This is a genomic window from Streptomyces apricus, assembly GCF_008369065.1.
GTDB lineage: Bacteria > Actinomycetota > Actinomycetes > Streptomycetales > Streptomycetaceae > Streptomyces > Streptomyces apricus.
This window is the reverse complement of record NZ_VDFC01000046.1, coordinates 550951-570819: the sequence shown is the minus strand read 5'-3', so window position 1 is coordinate 570819 and position 19869 is coordinate 550951. Positions and strand designations below refer to the sequence as shown.

15 protein-coding genes and 1 tRNA gene are annotated in these 19869 nt (G+C 69.7%); 5 read left to right on the top strand and 11 right to left on the bottom strand.

The features are described from left to right. Positions 1 to 72: 72 nt before the first annotated feature. Positions 73 to 1458 (top strand): lysine N(6)-hydroxylase/L-ornithine N(5)-oxygenase family protein, encoded by a 1386-nt coding sequence (locus FGF04_RS22635; protein WP_235882506.1) that lies wholly within the window; start codon positions 73 to 75, stop codon positions 1456 to 1458. On the opposite strand, the gene FGF04_RS22630 is transcribed toward FGF04_RS22635, so the two are convergent. Next, positions 1455 to 3272: a bifunctional metallophosphatase/5'-nucleotidase gene (locus tag FGF04_RS22630; protein WP_149513119.1), complete on the bottom strand. Its 1818-nt coding sequence runs from the start codon at positions 3270 to 3272 to the stop codon at positions 1455 to 1457. The genes FGF04_RS22635 and FGF04_RS22630 overlap by 4 nt on opposite strands. 136 nt (positions 3273 to 3408) lie before the next feature. Between FGF04_RS22630 and FGF04_RS22625 the strand changes: the two genes are divergently transcribed. Both FGF04_RS22625 and pyk read left to right on the top strand, forming a co-directional pair. Continuing rightward, on the top strand, positions 3409 to 4098 hold the full coding sequence (locus tag FGF04_RS22625; RefSeq protein WP_149513118.1) for an SIMPL domain-containing protein: 690 nt from the start codon (positions 3409 to 3411) through the stop codon (positions 4096 to 4098). Between the two features lie 144 nt (positions 4099 to 4242). After that, the gene (gene pyk, locus FGF04_RS22620; protein ID WP_149513117.1) at positions 4243 to 5679 is read left to right on the top strand and encodes a pyruvate kinase; all 1437 of its coding nucleotides are present in this window, start codon (positions 4243 to 4245) and stop codon (positions 5677 to 5679) included. A 169-nt stretch (positions 5680 to 5848) separates the two neighbouring features. Here the strand turns inward: pyk and FGF04_RS22615 are convergent. Next, positions 5849 to 5931 (bottom strand) — tRNA-Leu (locus tag FGF04_RS22615). A gap of 98 nt (positions 5932 to 6029) precedes the next feature. On the opposite strand from FGF04_RS22615, the gene FGF04_RS22610 reads away from it, so the two are divergent. Further along, on the top strand, positions 6030 to 6689 hold the full coding sequence (locus FGF04_RS22610; protein ID WP_149513116.1) for an ANTAR domain-containing response regulator: 660 nt from the start codon (positions 6030 to 6032) through the stop codon (positions 6687 to 6689). 72 nt (positions 6690 to 6761) lie between these two features. On the opposite strand, the gene FGF04_RS22605 is transcribed toward FGF04_RS22610, so the two are convergent. The 9 genes from FGF04_RS22605 to FGF04_RS22565 form a co-directional block, all read right to left on the bottom strand. Continuing rightward, entirely contained in the window at positions 6762 to 7478 is a 717-nt protein-coding gene (locus tag FGF04_RS22605) for an ABC transporter ATP-binding protein (RefSeq protein WP_149513115.1), read from the bottom strand. Further along, positions 7475 to 8371, bottom strand: coding sequence for an ABC transporter ATP-binding protein (locus tag FGF04_RS22600; RefSeq protein WP_149513114.1), 897 nt, complete (start codon positions 8369 to 8371; stop codon positions 7475 to 7477). Before FGF04_RS22600 ends, FGF04_RS22605 begins: the two co-directional genes overlap by 4 nt. Positions 8372 to 8376: 5 nt before the next feature. Continuing rightward, the gene (locus tag FGF04_RS22595) at positions 8377 to 10206 is read right to left on the bottom strand and encodes a branched-chain amino acid ABC transporter permease (protein ID WP_149513113.1); all 1830 of its coding nucleotides are present in this window, start codon (positions 10204 to 10206) and stop codon (positions 8377 to 8379) included. 5 nt (positions 10207 to 10211) lie between these two features. Further along, positions 10212 to 11144 carry a branched-chain amino acid ABC transporter permease gene (locus FGF04_RS22590; RefSeq protein WP_149513112.1) on the bottom strand — a complete coding sequence of 311 codons (933 nt, stop codon included), beginning with the start codon at positions 11142 to 11144 and terminating at the stop codon, positions 10212 to 10214. Between the two features lie 112 nt (positions 11145 to 11256). Further along, positions 11257 to 12489, bottom strand: a complete 1233-nt coding sequence (locus tag FGF04_RS22585) for a branched-chain amino acid ABC transporter substrate-binding protein (RefSeq protein ID WP_188114237.1) — start codon at positions 12487 to 12489, stop codon at positions 11257 to 11259. A 211-nt stretch (positions 12490 to 12700) separates the two neighbouring features. Further along, positions 12701 to 13300, bottom strand: a complete 600-nt coding sequence (locus FGF04_RS22580) for a Tat pathway signal sequence domain protein (protein ID WP_235882440.1) — start codon at positions 13298 to 13300, stop codon at positions 12701 to 12703. A 98-nt stretch (positions 13301 to 13398) separates the two neighbouring features. Beyond that, positions 13399 to 13830 (bottom strand): hypothetical protein, encoded by a 432-nt coding sequence (locus FGF04_RS22575; RefSeq protein ID WP_149513110.1) that lies wholly within the window; start codon positions 13828 to 13830, stop codon positions 13399 to 13401. A gap of 99 nt (positions 13831 to 13929) precedes the next feature. Continuing rightward, positions 13930 to 14418, bottom strand: a complete 489-nt coding sequence (locus FGF04_RS22570; protein WP_149513109.1) for a PaaI family thioesterase — start codon at positions 14416 to 14418, stop codon at positions 13930 to 13932. A 79-nt stretch (positions 14419 to 14497) separates the two neighbouring features. Next, positions 14498 to 16777 carry an FdhF/YdeP family oxidoreductase gene (locus tag FGF04_RS22565; protein ID WP_149513780.1) on the bottom strand — a complete coding sequence of 760 codons (2280 nt, stop codon included), beginning with the start codon at positions 16775 to 16777 and terminating at the stop codon, positions 14498 to 14500. Positions 16778 to 16919: 142 nt separating this feature from the next. On the opposite strand from FGF04_RS22565, the gene polA reads away from it, so the two are divergent. Next, positions 16920 to 19646, top strand: coding sequence for a DNA polymerase I (gene polA, locus FGF04_RS22560; RefSeq protein ID WP_149513108.1), 2727 nt, complete (start codon positions 16920 to 16922; stop codon positions 19644 to 19646). The last annotated feature ends 223 nt before the right edge of the window (positions 19647 to 19869 follow it).

The following is a 19869-nucleotide window of genomic DNA, read 5'->3' as shown; positions in this document are numbered from 1 at the left end:
ACCCCGAGACACCCCGCGACCTCGTCGGCATCGGCATCGGCCCACCCCGAGACACCCCGCGACCTCGTCGGCATCGGCATCGGCCCCAGCAACCTCTCCCTCGCCGCCCTCGCGCACCCCCTCACCGCCCTCGACACCGTCTTCTACGAACAGCGCCCCACCTTCGACTGGCACCCCGGCCTCCTCATCGAGGGCGCCACCCTCCAGGTCCCCTTCCTCGCCGACCTCGTCACCCTCGCCGACCCGGCCAGCCCCTGGACCTTCCTCAACTACCTCAAGACCCGCGAACGCCTCTTCCCCTTCTACTTCGCCGAGCGCTTCCACATCCACCGCGCCGAATACGCCGCCTACTGCCGCTGGGTCAGCGACAGCCTCCCCGGCSTCCACTTCGGCCACCAGGTCGACGCCGTCCGCTGGAACCACGAACGCGACCTGTTCGAGGTCGACTTCACCCAGCTCGACGCCGACGGCGAAGCCGAAGCCCTCGGCCGCACCTACACCAGGAACATCGCCCTCGGCATCGGCACCGCCCCCCACGTCCCCGAACCCCTCAGACCCCTCGTCGAGGCACCCGGCGTGCCCGTCCTGCACGCCGCCGACTACCTCCAGCACCGCGAACGGCTCCTGAGCGCCGAACACGTCACCGTCATCGGATCAGGACAGTCCGGCGCCGAGATCTACCTCGACCTGCTCAGGAACCGCCCCGCGGGCCGGGAGAAGCTCCACTGGCTCGCCCGCACCGAGGCCTTCGCGCCCATGGAGTACTCCAAGCTCGGCCTCGAACACTTCACGCCCGACTACACCCACTACTTCCATGCCCTGCCCGAACCGGTACGCGACCGGCTCGTCCCCGCCCAGTGGCAACTCCACAAGGGCATCGACGGCGACACCATCACCGCCATCCACGACGAGCTCTACCGCCGCACCCTCGACGGCGGCTGGCCCGACACCGTCCTGACCCCCGGCGTCCTCGTCCGCACCGCCGGCCGCATCGCCACCACCAGGATCGAGCTCCACCTGGAACACCTCCAGCAGGGCAGCAGGTCCCGCCTCACCACCGACGCCGTCGTCCTCGCCACCGGCTACCGCGAACGCCCCCTCGACCGCCTCCTCGCCGGCCTCGACCCCTACATGCGCCGCGACGCCTCCGAACGCCCCCGCATCGACGCACAGCACCGCCTCGTCCTCGACCCCACCGTCACCGGCGCCGTCCACGTCCAGAACGCCGAGACCCACACCCACGGCGTCGGCACCCCCGACCTCGGCCTCACCGCCTGGCGCAGCGCCACCATCCTCAACTCCCTGACCGGCGACGAGCCCTACCCCCTGCCGAGCCGCACCGCCTTCACCAGCCCCACATCCCCTCCGCCAGACGACCCAGGACCCTCACACCACTGGTGGCCGACTGAACATCAGCCGGCCACCGGTGGAAGAACACCCCGCACACACCCGTACTAGAAGACGGGCGTGCCCTCACGCGTCAGCTTCCAGTCCACCGACGCGAACTCCGCCGGGTCCAGCACGCCCTTCGCCGTCACCCACTCCGCGATCCGCGTACGGATCTCCGTCGACTCCGCCCACAGCTCCTTCGCCGACGCGACGTGCGGGAACGCGCCCCCGCCGTTCGCCCGGTAGTTGTTCACCGCGAACACGAACTGCTGCGCGTCGTCCAGCGCCACACCGTCGTACGAGAGGTTCTTGATCCGCGACCCGGCCGGCTGCGCGATGTCGATGTCGTACGACACCCCCGACACGTAGTCGTAGTTGTAGTCCGGCCGGTTGCCCGCGTTCGTCAGCTTCTCCACGTCGACCGCCGTACCGGCCGCCGTCCGCACGAAGTACTCCGCCGAGAACTCCAGGTACGCCCGCACCTGCGCACCCGTCAGCAACTTCGCGACCAGCGTGTTGTCGTACACGTACAGACTCGACAGATCCCGGATCGTCACGTCCCCCGCCGGGATCTCCGACGTGCGCGAGAACGGCGACGCCTGCGACAGCACCGGCAGCGACGCGTACTCCGTACCCGCCAGCGCCGCCCGGACCACGTCCTCCTGCACCTTGTTGATCAGGTCGATGATCGGCGCGTCCTTGTAGCGCGCCTCCACCGTCGTCAGCGTCTGCGTCGCCGTCCCCACCACCTGGTTGACGTACGCCACCACCACGTCGTGCTCGTCCTTCAGCAGCCTCGTGATCCTCGGGTCGTCCGCCACCGCGTTCGAGTTGCGCACCGACGCCGCCACCGACTCGACCGACCACCGGCCCTTCTCGAAGACCAGCCCGACGTCGAACAGCGACAGCCGCTCCGCGTACGCCAGCGGCTCCGACAGGACCACCGTCCGCCCCGTCTTCTCGTTCGTCACCTTCAGCTCGGGGATCTCCACGTGCGCGTGACCCACCAGGATCGCGTCGATCCCCGGCACCTGCTGCGCCACCAGCGCCGCCGAGTTCTCCACGTACGGCAGCTGGTCACCGTACGACGACGTCCCCGACGAACCCGAGTGCGCCGACACGACCACCACGTCCGCGCCCATCGACCGCAGCTTCGGCACCCACTTCGCCGCCTGCTCCTCAAGCCCCGGGAACACCAGCTTGCCCTGCACGTGCGCCTTGTCCCAGATCGCGATCCCCGGGTTCGTCAGCCCCAGCACCGCCACCTTCACCGGCGGGGCGCCCTTCACATGGAACTTCTTGATGAAGTACGGAGGGAAGGCCGGCTTCAGCGTCTTCGCGTCCAGCGCGTTCGCCCCCAGCAGCGGGAAGTCGCACTGGTCCTCGAACTTGCGCAGCGTCTCGATGCCGTAGTTGAACTCGTGGTTGCCCAGCGCCACCGCGTCGTAGCCGATCGCGTTCATCGCCTGCGCCATCGGGTGCACCGGACCGCCCTTGGCGGTGATCGGGTCCACCTTCGCGTAGTAGTACGTCAGCGGAGTGCCCTGGATCGTGTCACCCGCGTCGAGGAGCAGCGTGTTCTCCCGGCCCTTCTCCTTGCGCACCGCGTTCACCAGCGTCGAGATCCGCGCGAGACCCTGCGCGTTGCCCGCCGCGTCCTTGTACTCCGCGTCCTTGAAGTAGTCCCAGTTGAAGACGTGACCGTGCAGGTCCGTCGTCCCCATCACCGTCAGCGAGTAGCGCTTCGGCCCCGGCCTGCCGTGCCCCGGCTTCCCGTGCCCCGTCGCCGCCTGCGCGCCCGGCGCCGCGGCCGCACCCGCCAGGGCGACCCCCGCCCCGGTCACGGCGGACTTCTTCAGGAACTTCCGGCGGTTCAACGGCATGGCGTGCTTCTCCTCGGAGGAACGGTCGACAACGCGCGTAGATGTCGATGAATGTCAGTCGGTGGATGTCGACGGACGCGCGTAGATTCTGACCCGATCACGCCACACGGCGACACCCCCCGCAGGTTTCGATCTGATGACCACCGGACACCGGCACCCCGGCCCCGCTGACCCCGCGCGCCCCCGGTGCAAGAGCCTCGAAGCCGACCCCGACATCGCCCGCATCGGCATCACCGTCCAGGCCCGCGGCACCGACCGGCGCGACACCCTCACCGACCTCRCCCGCCGCAACACCACCGCCCTCGACCTCGTCAGAACGTACGCGGACGCCGTCGAGAAGACCGAGACCGGCACCTTCTCCCTCAGCCCCGAACTCACCAAGCACGGCCGCGGCGAACGCGTCCGCGCCTACCTGGGCACCGTCCGCACCACCGTCGAACTCACCGACTTCACCGCCCTCGGCGAACTCACCACCCGCCTCGCCGACCTCGACCTCACCCGCGTCGACGGCCCCTGGTGGGCCCTGCGCCCCGACTCGCCCGCCCACCGCGAAGCCCGCCGGCAAGCGGTGCACGAAGCCGTCCGGCGCGCCCGCGAATACGCCGAAGCCCTCGGCACCACCCTCACCGCCCTCGTCGAACTCGCCGACGCCGGAGCCGAGAACGCCCAGCCCTACGGCATGGAGCCGTACTCCCGCTCCCTGCGCACCCAGGGCTTCGACGCCGCCGGCCCCGACGAACCCCCGGTCCTCGACCTCGAACCCGAACGACAGCACGTGTACGCACAGGTCAACGCCCGCTTCACCATGGCACCCCCCGCGCTCTGACCGGCCTGCTACATGCTTTCGCCCCGCTCACCGGAGCGCCCCCTTGCACAGTTAAACCCTTGTCAATTCCCCTTCACCCACCGCTCGTTGAGTAGTCATGCAGCGCCAATTCCCTACCCACTGGTAAGGCATACGCTCGTATGCATGCGCCGAGCCAAAATCGTCTGCACCCTGGGACCCGCCACCGACTCCTACGACCAGATCAAGGCACTGGTCGACGCCGGAATGGACGTGGCCCGCTTCAACCTCAGCCACGGCGGTTACGCCGAACACGAGGAGCGCTACCAGCACGTGCGCAAGGCCGCCGACGAGGCCGGCCGCAGCGTCGGCGTCCTCGCCGACCTTCAAGGTCCGAAGATCCGGCTCGGCCGCTTCACCGAAGGCCCCGTACTCCTTGAACGCGGCGACACCTTCACCATCACCGTCGAACCGGACGCCCAGGGCGACCGCCAGACCTGCGGCACCACCTACTCCGGGCTCGCCGCCGACGTCACCGCCGGCGAACGCATCCTCGTCGACGACGGCAAGGTCTGCCTCGAAGTCACCTCCGTCGACGGACCCCGCGTCCACACCACCGTCGTCGAGGGCGGCATGGTCTCCGACCACAAGGGCCTCAACCTCCCCGGTGTCGCCGTCTCCGTCCCCGCCCTCTCCGACAAGGACGAGGCCGACCTCCGCTGGGCCCTGAGCACCGGCTTCGACGTCATCGCCCTCTCCTTCGTCCGCAGCGGACGCGACATCGAGGACGTCCACCGCATCATGGACGAGGAGGGCCGCCGCCTCCCCGTCATCGCCAAGGTCGAGAAGCCCCAGGCCGTCGACAACATCGACGACATCGTCGCCGCCTTCGACGGCATCATGGTCGCCCGCGGCGACCTCGGCGTCGAGATGCCCCTCGAACAGGTCCCCATCGTCCAGAAGCGGGCCGTCAAGCTCGCCAAGCGCAACGCCAAGCCGGTCATCGTCGCCACCCAGATGCTCGACTCGATGATCGACAACTCACGGCCCACCCGCGCCGAGGCCTCCGACGTCGCCAACGCCGTCATCGACGGCACGGACGCCGTGATGCTCTCCGGCGAGACCAGCGTCGGCAAGTACCCCGTCGAGACGGTCCGCACCATGGCCCGCATCGTCGAGGCCGCGGAAGAGGACATCCTGGCCAAGGGCCTGCCGCCCCTCACCGACCGGAACAAGCCCCGCACCCAGGGCGGCGCCGTCGCCCGCGCCGCCGCCGAGATGGGCGACTTCCTCGGCGCGAAGTTCCTGGTCGCCTTCACGCAGTCCGGCGACACCGTCCGCCGCCTCTCCCGCTACCGCTCGCCCATCCCGCTCCTGGCCTTCACCCCGGACGAGGCGACCCGCGCCCAGCTCAACCTGACCTGGGGCGTGGAGACGCTGCTGGGCCCGCACGTCGACTCCACGGACGCGATGGTCGACCAGGTCGACGAGCTCCTGCTGAAGCACGGCCGCTGCGAGAAGGGCGACATCGTGGTGATCACGGCGGGCTCCCCACCTGGCGTCTCGGGCTCCACGAACCTGGTCCGCGTCCACTACATCGGAGAGGACGACACCCCGAAGTAGACGTCAGCACTTGCCCCCGGCATGGGCGTCCATGAGGGCGACGGACGCCCACGGGTAGACCTCCACATGGAGGCACCCGGTCCTGCGAACACTCTGCGTGATCGACAACGGCGACACGCAGCGAAAAGCGGATGTTCACGAGTACGTGAACATCCGCTTAAAAAATGCGTACCGGGTGCGGGATTCGAACCCGCAAGCCCTCTCAGGCAGAGGTGTTTGAGACCTCCGTGTATACCCTTCCACCAACCCGGCCAGGCACTGACGGAAGTGTACCGGGTCACCGCAGGCCGACGCCCCTAGGTAGGCTGCTCAGGGAGCAGTACTTGCCTGCCCTGGAACAAGGAGCAACCGTGACCACCCCCGAGTCGCCCCAGCCCGTAGACGCGCCCGACGACGACAAGTCGCACGTGCCTCCGCTGACGACCCGCGTCGTCATCGCCGAGGACGAGGCGCTGATCCGCCTCGACCTCAAGGAGATGCTGGAGGAGGAGGGGTACCTGGTCGTGGGGGAGGCCGGGGACGGCGAGGAGGCCGTCGAGCTGGCGCGCGAGCACCGGCCGGACCTGGTGATCCTCGATGTGAAGATGCCGAAGCTGGACGGCATCTCCGCGGCCGAGAAGATCGCGGAGGAGTCCATCGCGCCCGTGCTGATGCTGACCGCGTTCTCGCAGCGCGACCTCGTCGAGCGGGCGAGGGACGCCGGTGCGATGGCGTACCTGGTGAAGCCGTTCAGCAAGAGCGACGTCGTCCCGGCGATCGAGATGGCCGTCTCGCGGTTCACGGAGCTGAAGGCGCTGGAGAAGGAGATCGAGGATCTCACCCAGCGGCTGGAGACGCGCAAGCTGGTGGACCGGGCGAAGTCGGTGCTGCAGACGGAGTACGGGCTGACGGAGCCGGCGGCGTTCCGGTGGATCCAGAAGACGTCGATGGACCGCCGGATGTCGATGCAGCAGGTGGCGGAGGCGGTCATCCAGGACGCGGACGAGAAGAAGGCCGCCAAGAACGGCTGATCTGCAGGCTTCGTACGGCTGAGGCCCGCACCCCGAGCGATCGGGGTGCGGGCCTCAGCCGTGCAGCGGGGACTAGTCCTCGCCGAGGTACGCCTTGCGTACCGATTCGTCGGTCAGGAGGTCGCGGCCGGTGCCGGAGAGCACGATGGATCCGACTTCCATGACGTGTCCCTGGTCGGCGAGGGAGAGCGCCGCCTGGGCGTTCTGCTCGACGAGCAGGATGGTGGTGCCCTGGGACTTGAGCTCCGCGATGGTCGCCATGATCTTCTGCATCATGATCGGCGAGAGGCCCATGGAGGGTTCGTCGAGCATGAGCAGTTTCGGCTGGGACATCAGGGCGCGCCCCATGGCGAGCATCTGCTGCTCGCCGCCGGAGAGGGTGCCGGCGGCCTGCTTGCGGCGTTCTCCGAGGATGGGGAAGAGGTCGTACGCGCGCTGGATGTCCTTCTCGATGCCTGCCTTGTCGTTGCGCAGGAAGGCGCCGAGGCGGAGGTTGTCCTCGATCGTCATGCGGGGGAAGATGTGCCGCCCCTCGGGGGAGTGCGCGAGTCCGAGGGAGACGATCTGGTGGGCGGGGGTCTTCTTGAGGGACTTGCCCTGGAACTTGATCTGGCCGCCGACGGGCTTGAGGAGGCCGGAGAGGGTGCGCAGGGTGGTGGTCTTGCCGGCGCCGTTGGTGCCGATGAGGGTCACGACCTGGCCGGCGTCGACCTTGAAGGAGATGCCCTTGACGGCTTCGATCTTGCCGTAGGCGACCCGGAGGTCCTCGACTTCGAGCAGTGCGGTCATCGGTCGGTCTCCTTGCGGGGCGCGGCGTCGGCCTGTGCTTCGGCCGCTTCGACCTCCGTGACCTCGGCCTGGCCGGGTGCGTCTTCGTAGGGTTCGCCGAGGTAGGCGGCCACGACTCGTTCGTCGCCCTGGACGGTGGCGCTGTCGCCCTCGACGAGCTTCTCGCCCTGGACGAGGACGGCGACGCGGTCGCAGAGGTTGAAGATGAAGCGCATGTCGTGCTCGATGACGAGGACGGCGATGCCCATGTCACGGATGGCGAAGACGAGCTCTTCGGTGGCGCGGGTCTCCTGGGGGTTCATGCCGGCGGTGGGCTCGTCGAGGAGGAGGAGTCCGGGTTCGCTGGCGAGGGCGCGGGCGATTTCCAGCTTGCGCTGTTCGCCGTAGGGGAGGTTCCTGGCGAGGTGGTCGCGCTTGGCGGCGAGACCGATGAACTCCAGGAGTTCCATGGCGCGCTCTTCGGATTCCTTCTCGGCCTTCTTGAAGCCGGGGCCGCGCAGGAGCGCGGACCAGAGTCCTTCTTTGGTGCGGGTGTGGCGGCCGACGAGCACGTTCTCCAGGACCGTCATGTTGCTGAAGAGACGGATGTTCTGGAAGGTGCGGGCGACGCCGGCCGCGGTGACCTTGAAGGACTGGGACGGCAGGACCGTGCCCTTGTACCGGACCTCTCCCTCGGTGGGGATGTAGAGGCCGGTGAGGCAGTTGAAGAAGGTGGTCTTGCCGGCGCCGTTGGGGCCGATGAGGCCGACGATCTCGCCGCTGTTGACGGTGAGGTCGACGTTGCGCACGGCGGTGAGGCCGCCGAAGCGCATGGTGACGCCGCGTGCGTCGAGGACGGCTTCACCGGGGGTGGCGCCGGGGGCGGCGCTCTTGGTGGTGGTGTCGGTTGTCATCGTGGTCAGGCCCCTGCCTTGCTGAGGACTGTGGGCGCTTCGGCTTCTTCGTGGAATTCGAGCTGGCGGCGCCGGTTCGGGATGAGGCCTTCCGGTCGGAAGCGCATCAGCAGGACGAGCGCGAGGCCGAAGGCGAGGAGCTGGTAGTCGCCGAGGAACTGGAGCTTGGCGGGGATGAGGTAGAGCAGTGCGGCGCCGACGAGGGGGCCGCTGATGGTGCCCATGCCGCCGAGGACGACCGCTGCGAGCAGGAAGGCCGAGTTGGGCGGGACGACGTGGGCGAACTGGTACTGCTCGGGGGTCACGGTGTAGGTGACGTGTGCCTGGACGGATCCGGCGAGGCCGGCGAGGGCGGCGCCGAGGGCGAAGGCGATGAGCTTGACGCGGAAGCCGTTGATGCCCATGGCGAGTGCGGCCGTCTCGTCCTCGCGGATGGCGACCCAGGCGCGGCCGATGCGGGAGTCACCGCTGCGGCGGAAGACCACTACGACGATCAGCGTGATGAGGAGCATCAGCAGGAAGTAGTTGGCGAAGCGCGCGATGGTGAAGCCGGCGATGGTGTGTTCCTGGCCGAAGTCGAAGCCGAGGATGTTGAGGTTCGGGATCGAGGAGATGCCGTTGGAGCCGTTGGTGATGTCGGGGCCGCTGGTGCCGTCCATGTTGAGGACGGTGATGCGGAAGATCTCACCGAAGCCGAGGGTGACGATGGCGAGGTAGTCGCCGCGCAGGCGCAGGGTCGGGGCGCCGATGATGACGCCGAAGACCATGGCGACGGCCGCGCCGAGGAGGGCGGCGCCCCAGAACGGCAGGTGGATGTCGAAGGGTGAGGAGGGGGAGCCGGAGACCATGGCCGCGGTGTAGGCGCCGACGCCGAGGAAGGCGACGTATCCGAGGTCGAGGAGGCCGGCGAGGCCGACGACGATGTTGAGGCCGAGGGCGACGGTGGCGAAGATCAGGATGTAGACGCCGATGGTCGCGTACTGGTCGTCGGACTGGGTGAAGGGGAACGCTGCGGCGGCGACGAACGCGCCGATCATGGTGATGTTGCGGTGTTTGGCGGTGAGGGCGGAGACGCGGTTGACGAGTCCGGCCTTGGCGGCGGCGGCGAAGCCGAAGCCCGCGGTGATGAGGAAGCCGATGAACTGTTCGTCGTACTCGGTGCCGATGCCGTAGGTGAAGACGATCAGGCCGAGGCTGAGCGCGGCGATGATGATCAGGATCTCGGCGTACGCGGGGAGCTTGCGGGCCGGAGCCTTGGTGGTGCCGGAGGCGAAGGCGGCCTTGATGACGCTGCCGGTGTGCCGTGCCTTGTGGCGGAACTGCTCCCAGCCGGTGTCGTCCGGGTCGTGCGGCTCGGGTGCCGGTCGCTGGAACGGCAGGGAGAGCGCGCCGAGCAGGGCGGCGAGGGTGGCGACGGCCGCGACCCAGCCGCCGGGTTCCAGGTTGGCGAGGCCGCCGAGTTCGGCGGCGATCGCGACGACCGTGTACCAGGCGGTGGCGAACGCGGCGAGCGCGGAGAGCTTGATGGCGCTGTCGGCGCCGGCGGGGGTGAGCCAGCGCAGGCCCTTGACCCCGTAGGAGGAGAGGCCGAAGAGCGTGGTGAGCAGGCCGCCGATGAGGACGAGGATCTGCAGGCCGCCGGGGTAGCCGTAGAAGGTGAGGTCGCCGGGGAAGGCGTCCGTCCAGGTCCAGGCGAGGAAGGTGGAGGCGATCGTGAGGATGCCGCCGCCGGTGGCGAGGCCGCGTCCGATGTGGGGCGGGATGCCGACGAGTCCGGTGGTGGAGCCGGTGGGCTCCCCGGCGGGCGTCAGGGCGGTGTCGGTCTGTGTGGTCATAGGTCTCACGCCCTGTCCGCGACGCGCTCGCCGAGCAGGCCCTGGGGCCTGAAGAGGAGCACGAGGATGAGGAGTACGAAGGCCCAGACGTTGGCCCAGGACTGGCCGCCGAGCTGTTCCATGCCGGGGACGTCGGCGATGTAGGCGGTGGCCATGGTCTCGGCGAGGCCGAGGACGAGGCCGCCGATCATGGCGCCGTAGATGTTGCCGATGCCGCCGAGGACGGCCGCGGTGAAGGCCTTGAGGCCGAGGATGAAGCCCATGCGGAAGTCGATCTGGCCGTACTTGAGGCCGTAGGCGAGGCCTCCGACGGCGGCGAACGCGGCGCCGAGGGCGAACGCGACCACGATGATGCGGTCGGTGTTGATGCCCATGAGCTTGGCGGTGTCCGGGTCCTGGGCGGTGGCCTGCATGCCGCGGCCGGTGCGGGTCTTCATGACGAAGTAGGCCAGGATGCCCATGCTGATGGGGGCCGCGATGAAGAGGAAGACGTCACCGGTCTGGATGGTGACGTTGCCGATCTCGAAGGGGCCGCCCTCGATCTGGGGGAAGGTCCGCGCCGACTTGGCGTTGGGGTACCAGGCCCACACCGCCTGCTGCAGGGCGAGCGAGAGGCCGATGGCCGTGATGAGCGGCGCGAGGCGCGGGGCGGTGCGCAGGGGCCGGTAGGCGAATCGTTCCGCGCCGATGGCGACGGTGGTCGAGACGAGGACGGCACCCACCAGCATGAGGGGCAGGGCGATCATCATGGTGGTGCCGTCGGGCAGGACGTACACGTAGACCGTGAGAGCGCCGAAGGCCCCGGTCATGAAGATCTCGCCGTGGGCGAAGTTGATGAGCTGGACGATGCCATAGACCATCGTGTAGCCGATGGCGACCAGCCCGTACATGGATCCCAGTAGCAGGCCGTTGACCAGCTGCTGCGGCAGTTCGTTCACCGCATGTCCTCCGAGACGTTCGGATAGTCGAGGGATGTGACCGGATGTGGGTCCGCGCGGGGCGCTCGTCCTGCAGCGCCCCGCGCGGCTCAAGTGGTGGTGCGGGTGTGGGTCAGCCGGTGTAGGTGCCGGACTTGACGGCCTTCCAGTCACCACCCTCGACGGAGTAGACGGTGAGCTGCTTGTTGGTGGCGTCACCGAACTCGTCGAAGGAGACCTTGCCGGTCACACCGTCGAAGGAGACGTTCTGCATGGCCTCGGTGACCTTGGCGCGGGCGTCGTCCGGGAGCTTGCCGTCGTTGTCCTCGACGACCTTCTTCACGGCCTCGATGATCGCCCAGCCCGAGTCGTAGGAGTAGCCGCCGTACGCCTCGTAGGCCTCCTTGTAGCCCGCCGACTTGTAGTTGGCGACGAACTCCTTGGCGGAGGGCAGGTCCTCGACGGGCGCGCCGACCGAGGTGGCGAGGTCGCCGGTGCCGCTGGCGCCGGAGAGCTTGATGAAGTCGGCGCTGTAGATGCCGTCACCGCCGACGAGCGGGATCTTGGCGCCGGCGGCCTTGATCTGCTTGCTGAGCGGGCCGGCCTGCGGGTACTCGCCGCCGTAGTAGACGACGTCGGCGCCGGAGCTCTTCACCTGGGTGGCGACGGCCGAGAAGTCCTTGGTGTCGGGGTCGATGTGCTGGGTGCCCACGACCTTGCCGCCGAGCTTCTTGAACTCGTCGGTGAAGGTGGCGGCCAGGCCGGCGCCGTAGGTCTTCTTGTCGTCGATGACATAGACCTTCTTCTTCTTGGCGTCGTTGAAGACGTACTGCGCGGCGAACGGGCCCTGGATGGCGTCCGTGGTCGCGGTGCGGAAGTACGACTTGTAGGGGCGCGCCTTCTCGCCGCCGTTCCACTTCGTGCCCTGGGTGAGGGCCGGGTTGGTGTTGGCGGGGGAGACCTCGGTGAGCTTCGCGTCGTCGAAGACCTTCTGCATGGACTCGGCGACGGAGGAGTTCAGCGGGCCGACGACGCCGAGGACGTCCTTGTCGGCGACGAACTTGGTGGCGTTCTGCTGGCCCGAGGAGGGCTGTGCCTGGTCGTCGAGGGCTTCGACCTTGAAGGTGATGCCTTCGACGGTCTTCTCCTTGTTGGCCGTCTTGGCGGCGAGGTCCACGGAGTTCTTGATGCCGAGGCCCAGCGCGGAGAGGTCGCCGGTCAGCGGGGCGTCGACGCCGATGACGACAGTGGTGCCCTCGCTGCCGGAGTCCGAGCCGCCGTCGTCGTCGCGTGAGCCACAGGCGGTGAGGGTGAGTGCTCCCGCCGCCAGCGCGGCGGTGATGGCGATGAGCGAACGTTGACGCACGATCAGCAGTCCTTTCCCTGGCACGGCCGTTCCTCGTGGAACGGGCCGAGTCGAGCGCTGGGCCGAAAATTCTTCGAATCCGCCGGCGCGGTGACTGGCCGTGACTCTAAGCGCGTGGAGGGAACGTGGAGGAGAGTCTGGGGAAGGCTGTGACGCTCTTGTTATGACACGAGGTAATGCAGAGCGGTACTCAGTGGGTGGATGCGCGGAATTACGGCCGATTCGTCCGGTCCACATAGTGAGAACCCGCAGATCGTGCGGCGGTGATTCCAGCAGCGTTCTCCTGTTTTGCTAGTGACGAGAGCTCGTTGCCGCAGGCTACTTGCAGTGCTTCTGCGAAGTCGTGGGCATAGCGCTCACCCAGGATGTAGCTGTGGTCTTCTATTGCGCGCGTATTACGCAGAGTTACGTCCAGGAAAGGAAGTCCGGCGTTCCGCGGTGTATTCGCGCATTCCGTGACATTCATGGTGACGACGATCTTGTGGCCGAAACCCTTCTTCGTGCGGAAGGGAGGCTTGGGCACGGAGGTGAGGGAGAGGCCGGAATAGGGCTGGGAGATCCGCAGGACGGTGACCGTGGGGCCGGACCCGGCGGTGACCCGCACCGCGAAGGTGAAGCTTCCCTCAGGCGTGCCCGTGCGCGGCCCCTCCTCGCCCAGGTAGCGGACGTCGAGCACCTGGGACGGGTACGGCACGGGGTTCGGCGGCTCCGCGTGCGGACGGGTCGCGAAGAGGTAGCCGCCGCCCGCGCAGAGCACCGCGGCGGCGGCGGACGCGAGGACGGCGCGGCGGTGCCGGGCGCAGAACTCCACGAGATGTCCGTACGACGGCCGCCGGCCTGCTCCCGGAAGCGGCTCAGCGGCGTCCCACGCGCGCGTGCCCTCGCCCGGCTCGACCGGACCGACTCCGCTCAACTCCACGGCCCTTCACTCGGGTTGCCGTCGCGGTACCGCTCCTCGCAGCGTGCGCGCGCGGTGCGGTCGATCAGCCGTTCCGCGGCTCCGGCGCCTTTGCGTTCGCGCTCGGTGCGGGCCGCGTCCACGACGTCCGTCAGGATCTCGTACTGCCCGTTCGACAGGCCCATGGACTGGTAGTCCCCGTAGGTGCCGTCGTCCAGGGCCCTGCGCGCCCAGTGCGCGACGAGGCGCGCGCACAGGTCCTCCGGCGGGGTCGCGGCGGCCGCCGGGGAGGACGCCGGGGGGCCGGAATCCGGCCACGAGGCCCCTGTCGTCCCGCCCGGCGCCCCGGACCCGCCGCACGCGGCGAGGAGGCCGACCAGTACGCCGGTCACGAGCACCGGCCCCGGTGCCGCTCCCCGCCAGGAGGTTCCACCCGTTCCCATCCTTCGAAGCTAGGCCGCCGGACGACCGGGATCAACGCCGGGCGGACGACGGCTGCGGGCGGCTGTCCGGCGGACTGCTGCCCGGCGGACGGCGGCGGTTCAGGCGGTGGCGCCGACCCGCTCCGCGTCGCTCGGGTTCACGTCGCGCAGCAGGCACGTGAGGCGCGCGCTGCACACGCGCCTGCCGTCCTCGTCGCTGATCACGATCTCGTACGTGGCGGTCGAGCGCCCCCGGTGCAGCGGGGTGGCCACCCCGGTCACCAGGCCGGAGCGGGCGCCCCGGTGGTGGGTGCAGTTGAGGTCGACGCCGACGGCGATCTTGGAGCTGCCGCCGTGCAGCATGGCGCCGACCGAGCCCAGGGTCTCCGCGAGCACGGCGGAGGCGCCGCCGTGCAGCAGCCCGTACGGCTGGGTGTTGCCCTCCACCGGCATGGTGCCCACGACGCGGTCGGCGGAGGCCTCGACGATCCGGACGCCCATGCGCGTGCCGAGGTGGCCGGCGGAGAACATGGCGACCAGGTCGACGCCGAGCGCCGCGTACTCGTCGATGACCTCCTGCGGGAACTTCACGTCGTGCTGCTCGCCCATGGATCCGTTTCCTTACGTCGTCGGTCGTGCGTGCGGGGCCGGCGTCCGGCGCGCCCGGCGGGTGCGCCTAAGCGAACGCTCAGTTGGTCACCGATTGTTCCAGACGCACGACGACGGACTTGCTCGCGGGCGTGTTGCTGGTGTCGGCGGTGGCGTCCAGCGGCACCAGGACGTTCGTCTCCGGGTAGTACGCGGCCGCGCAGCCCCGGGCCGTCGGGTAGTGCACCACGCGGAAACCGGCGGCGCGCCGCTCCACCCCGTCCTTCCACTCGCTCACCAGGTCGGTGTACGAGCCGTCGGCCAGGCCCAGCTCACGGGCGTCCTCGGGGTTGACCAGCACCACCCGGCGCCCGTTCCTGATCCCCCGGTAGCGGTCGTCCAGGCCGTAGATCGTGGTGTTGTACTGGTCGTGCGAGCGCAGGGTCTGCAGGAGCAGGCGGCCCTCCGGGAGCTTGGGGTACTCCACGGGCGCGGCGGTGAAGTTGGCCTTGCCGGTCGCCGTCGGGAAGCGGCGCTCGTCGCGCGGGGCGTGCGGCAGCGCGAAGCCGGCCGGGTCGGCCACCTTGGCGTTGAAGTCGTCGAAGCCCGGCACCACGCGCGCGATGCGGTCACGGACGGTCGCGTAGTCCTTCTCGAACTCCTCCCAGGGCGTGCGGGAGCCTTCGCCGAGCACCCGGCGCGCCAGGCGGCACACGATGGCCGGCTCGGACAGCAGGTGCTCGCTCGCGGGCTCCAGGCGCCCGCGCGAGGCGTGCACCATGCCCATGGAGTCCTCGACGGTCACGAACTGCTCGCCGCCGCCCTGGAGGTCGCGCTCGGTACGGCCCAGGGTCGGCAGGATCAGGGCGCGCGCCCCGGTGACGGCGTGCGAGCGGTTGAGCTTCGTCGACACGTGCACGGTGAGGCGGGCGCGCCGCATGGCCGCCTCGGTGACCTCGGTGTCGGGCGAGGCCGACACGAAGTTGCCGCCCATCGCGAAGAAGACCTTGGCCTTGTCGTCGCGCATCGCGCGGATCGCCCGTACGACGTCGTAGCCGTGCCCGCGCGGCGGGGCGAAGCCGAACTCCTTCTCCAGGGCGTCCAGGAAGGCGGGCGCGGGGCGTTCGAAGATGCCCATGGTGCGGTCGCCCTGCACGTTCGAGTGGCCGCGCACCGGGCACACGCCCGCGCCGGGGCGGCCGATGTTGCCGCGCAGCAGCAGGAAGTTGACGACCTCGCGGATCGTCGGCACGGAGTGCTTGTGCTGGGTCAGGCCCATCGCCCAGCACACGATGGTGCGCTCCGAGGCGAGGACCATGGCGAGCGCCTCGTCGATCTGCGCGCGCGTGAGGCCCGTCGCGGTGAGCGTCTCGTCCCAGTCGGCGGCGCGGGCGGCCTCGGCGAACTCCTCGTAGCCGTGGGTGTGCTCGTCGACGAAGGCCGTGTCGACGGCGCCCTCGGTCTCCAGGATCAGCTTGTTCAGGAGGCGGAAGAGGGCCTGGTCGCCGCCGATGCGGATCTGCAGGAACAGGTCGGTGAGGGCGGCGCCCTTGAGCATGCCCTGCGCGGTCTGCGGGTTCTTGAAGCGCTCCATGCCCGCCTCGGGCAGCGGGTTCACCGTGATGATCCGCGCGCCGCCGGCCTTCGCCTTCTCCAGGGCGGAGAGCATGCGCGGGTGGTTGGTGCCCGGGTTCTGCCCGGCGACGACGATCAGGTCCGCCTTGTAGAGGTCCTCCAGCAGGACGCTGCCCTTGCCGATCCCGATCGTCTCGTTCAGCGCCGAACCGGACGACTCGTGGCACATGTTGGAGCAGTCGGGCAGGTTGTTCGTGCCGAACTCCCGGGCGAACAGCTGGTAGAGGAACGCCGCCTCGTTGCTGGTGCGGCCCGAGGTGTAGAACAGCGCCTCGTCGGGGCTCGCCAGGGCTTTCAGCTCCTCGGCGACGATGTCGAAGGCCCGCTCCCAGGACACCGCCTCGTAGCGGTCGGCGCCCTCCGCCAGGTACATCGGGTGCGTGAGGCGGCCCTGCTGGCCCAGCCAGTAGCCGCTGCGGGTGGCGAGGTCGGCGACCGGGTGCGCGGCGAAGAAGTCGGGGGTCACGCGGCGCAGGGTGGCCTCCTCCGCGACCGCCTTCGCGCCGTTCTCGCAGAACTCCGCCGTGTGCCGGTGCTCCGGCTCGGGCCATGCGCAGCCCGGGCAGTCGAAGCCGTCCTTCTGGTTGAGCCGCAGCAGCGTCAGCGCCGTGCGCTTCACACCCATCTGCCGCTGGGCCATGCGCAGGGTGTGGCCGATGGCGGGCAGCCCGGCTGCGGCGTGCTGCGGCTCGGAGACCTGCGGTGCGTCCTGGACCGGGTCACTCTGGGGCGGCTTGCCGGCCATCTCGGCCTCCTCTTCGAGCACATGTATGAGGTACGTCCGCGATCCTCCCACGTGGTACGGGCATCTATCGTGCCCGGTACGAAGACCGGTCGCGGACGGCGGGGCGGAGCCGACTGTCAGTGGGGCGTGGCAGGATCGGGGTGTGGCAGAGACAGGATCGAAGAAGACCGAGAAGACCTCCGGCCGGGCCCGCCCGCGGCTGATGCTCATGGACGGGCACTCGCTGGCCTACCGGGCGTTCTTCGCGCTGCCCGCGGAGAACTTCACGACGGCGACGGGCCAGCCGACGAACGCGATCTACGGCTTCGCGTCGATGCTCGCCAACACGCTGCGCGACGAGGCGCCCACGCACTTCGCGGTGGCGTTCGACGTCTCCCGCAAGACGTGGCGCTCCGAGGAGTTCACGGAGTACAAGGCGAACAGGTCGAAGACCCCGGACGAGTTCAAGGGCCAGGTCGAGCTGATCGGCGAGCTGCTGGACGCGATGCACGCCGATCGGTTCGCCGTCGACGGCTTCGAGGCGGACGACATCATCGCCACGCTCGCCACCCAGGCCGAGGCCGAGGGCTTCGACGTGCTGATCGTGACCGGCGACCGCGACTCCTTCCAGCTGGTCAGCGAGCACACCACCGTGCTCTACCCGACCAAGGGCGTCTCCGAGCTGACCCGGTTCACCCCGGAGAAGGTCTTCGAGAAGTACGGCCTCACCCCCGCCCAGTACCCCGACTTCGCGGCCCTGCGCGGCGACCCGTCCGACAACCTGCCGGGCATCCCCGGCGTCGGCGAGAAGACCGCCGCGAAGTGGATCAACCAGTTCGGCTCGTTCGCCGAGCTGGTCGAGCGCGCCGAGGAGGTCAAGGGCAAGGCCGGGCAGAACTTCCGCGACCACCTGGAGGCGGTCAAGCTCAACCGCCGCCTCACCGAGATGGTGCGCGACGTCGAGCTGCCGAAGACCGTCCCCGACCTGGAGCGCGCCCCGTACGACCGCACGGCCGTCGCGATGGTCCTGGACACCCTGGAGATCCGCAACCCCTCGCTGCGCGAGCGGCTGCTGGCCGTCGACCCCGGCGGGGAGGAGACCGAGGACGCGGCGCCGGCCGCCGCGGGCGTGGCCGTGGACGGCACGGTCGTCGGGGCGGGCGAGCTGGCCCCCTGGCTCGCCGAGCACGGCACGGCGGCCCTCGGCGTCGCCACCGTCGACACCTGGGCGCTGGGCACCGGATCGGTCGCCGAGATCGCGCTCGCCGCGGCCGACGGGGCCGCCGCCTGGTTCGACCCCTCGACGCTCGACGAGGCCGACGAGAACGCGTTCGCGCGCTGGATCTCCGACCCCGAGAGCCCCAAGGTGCTGCACAACGCCAAGGCGGTCATGCGGGTCTTCGCCGAGCACGGCTGGCGCGTCGAGGGCATTGCCATGGACACCGCCCTCGCCGCCTACCTCGTCAAGCCCGGCCGGCGCTCCTTCGACCTGGACGCGCTGTCCCTGGAGTACCTCGGCCGGGAGCTGGCGCCGGCCGCGACCGCCGACGGACAGCTCGCCTTCGGCGCCGACGAGGGCGCCGAGGCCGATGCGCTCATGGTGCAGGCCCGCGCCATCCTCGACCTGGGCGAGGCCTTCGAGGAGCGGCTGCGGGAGGTCGGCGCGGCCGACCTGCTCCAGGACATGGAGCTGCCCACCTCCGAGCTGCTCGCCCGCCTGGAGCGGCACGGCATCGCCGCGGACCGGGCGCATCTGGAGGCCATGGAGCAGATGTTCGCCGGCGCCGTCCAGCAGGCCGTGAAGGAGGCGCACGCGGCGGCCGGGCACGAGTTCAACCTCGGCTCGCCCAAGCAGCTCCAGGAGGTCCTCTTCGGCGAGCTGGGCCTGCCGAAGACGAAGCGGACGAAGACCGGCTACACCACGGACGCCGACGCGTTGGCCTGGCTCGCCGCCCAGACCGACAACGAACTGCCGGTCGTCATGCTGCGCCACCGCGAGCAGGCGAAGCTGCGGGTCACCGTCGAGGGCCTGATCAAGACCATCGCCGCGGACGGCCGCATCCACACCACGTTCCACCAGACGGTGGCCGCCACGGGCCGCCTCTCCTCGCAGGACCCGAACCTGCAGAACATCCCCGTCCGCACGGAGGAGGGCCGCGCGATCCGGCGCGGCTTCGTGGTCGGCGAGGGGTTCGAGTCCCTCATGACCGCCGACTACAGCCAGATCGAGCTGCGCGTGATGGCCCACCTGTCGGAGGACGAGGGGCTGCTCGCGGCCTTCACCTCCGGCGAGGACCTGCACACCACCGTCGCCTCCCAGGTGTTCTCCGTGGAGCGCGACGCCGTCGACGCGGAGATGCGCCGCAAGATCAAGGCGATGTCGTACGGGCTCGCGTACGGGCTGTCGGCCTTCGGCCTGTCCCAGCAGCTCAACATCGACGCGGGGGAGGCGCGTGTCCTGATGGACACGTACTTCGAACGCTTCGGCGGGGTCCGGGACTATCTGCGCCGGGCGGTCGACGAGGCGCGGGCGACGGGCTACACGGCGACGCTCTTCGGCCGCCGCCGTTATCTCCCCGACCTCAACAGCGACAACCGCCAGCGACGGGAAGCGGCCGAGCGGATGGCTCTGAACGCACCGATCCAGGGCACCGCGGCCGACATCGTCAAGATCGCGATGCTGAAGGTGGACAAGGCGCTGCGGGAGGCGGAGCTCAGGTCCCGGATGCTCCTCCAGGTCCACGACGAAATCGTCCTGGAAATCGCCCCGGGCGAGCGGGAGCGGGTGGAGGAACTGGTCCGCCGCGAGATGGCGGGCGCGGTGCAGCTGCGGGCCCCGCTGGACGTGTCGGKGGGCGCGGGCCGGGACTGGGAGTCGGCGGCGCACTAGCCGCCACGGGGGCGCCGGGGCGCCGGAGGCGCGAAGAACTGCTTCGTCTGCGGCTGGTCCGTGGCCGGTCGCGCAGTTCCCCGCGCCCCTGAGGGGGGGGGCTGAGCCGCATATTTCGTCTGCGGCCCGCCGGTGGCTGGTCGCGCAGTTCCCCGCGCCCCTGGGTGGGTGTGGGCTGAGGCGGGCTTCAGGGCTCGCCGCGGTGCTTTTAGGGGCGCGGGGA

Excerpts from the sequence above, each read along its gene's own strand:
- FGF04_RS22570 (WP_149513109.1), bottom strand. The coding sequence starts at position 14,418 with ATGGGCGAGCAGCACGACGTGAAGTTCCCGCAGGAGGTCATCGACGAG.
- FGF04_RS22630 (WP_149513119.1), bottom strand. The coding sequence starts at position 3,272 with ATGCCGTTGAACCGCCGGAAGTTCCTGAAGAAGTCCGCCGTGACCGGG.
- FGF04_RS22600 (WP_149513114.1), bottom strand. The coding sequence starts at position 8,371 with ATGACAACCGACACCACCACCAAGAGCGCCGCCCCCGGCGCCACCCCC.
- FGF04_RS22565 (WP_149513780.1), bottom strand. The coding sequence starts at position 16,777 with ATGGCCGGCAAGCCGCCCCAGAGTGACCCGGTCCAGGACGCACCGCAG.
- FGF04_RS22595 (WP_149513113.1), bottom strand. The coding sequence starts at position 10,206 with ATGACCACACAGACCGACACCGCCCTGACGCCCGCCGGGGAGCCCACC.
- FGF04_RS22575 (WP_149513110.1), bottom strand. The coding sequence starts at position 13,830 with ATGGGAACGGGTGGAACCTCCTGGCGGGGAGCGGCACCGGGGCCGGTG.
- pyk (WP_149513117.1), top strand. The coding sequence starts at position 4,243 with ATGCGCCGAGCCAAAATCGTCTGCACCCTGGGACCCGCCACCGACTCC.
- FGF04_RS22605 (WP_149513115.1), bottom strand. The coding sequence starts at position 7,478 with ATGACCGCACTGCTCGAAGTCGAGGACCTCCGGGTCGCCTACGGCAAG.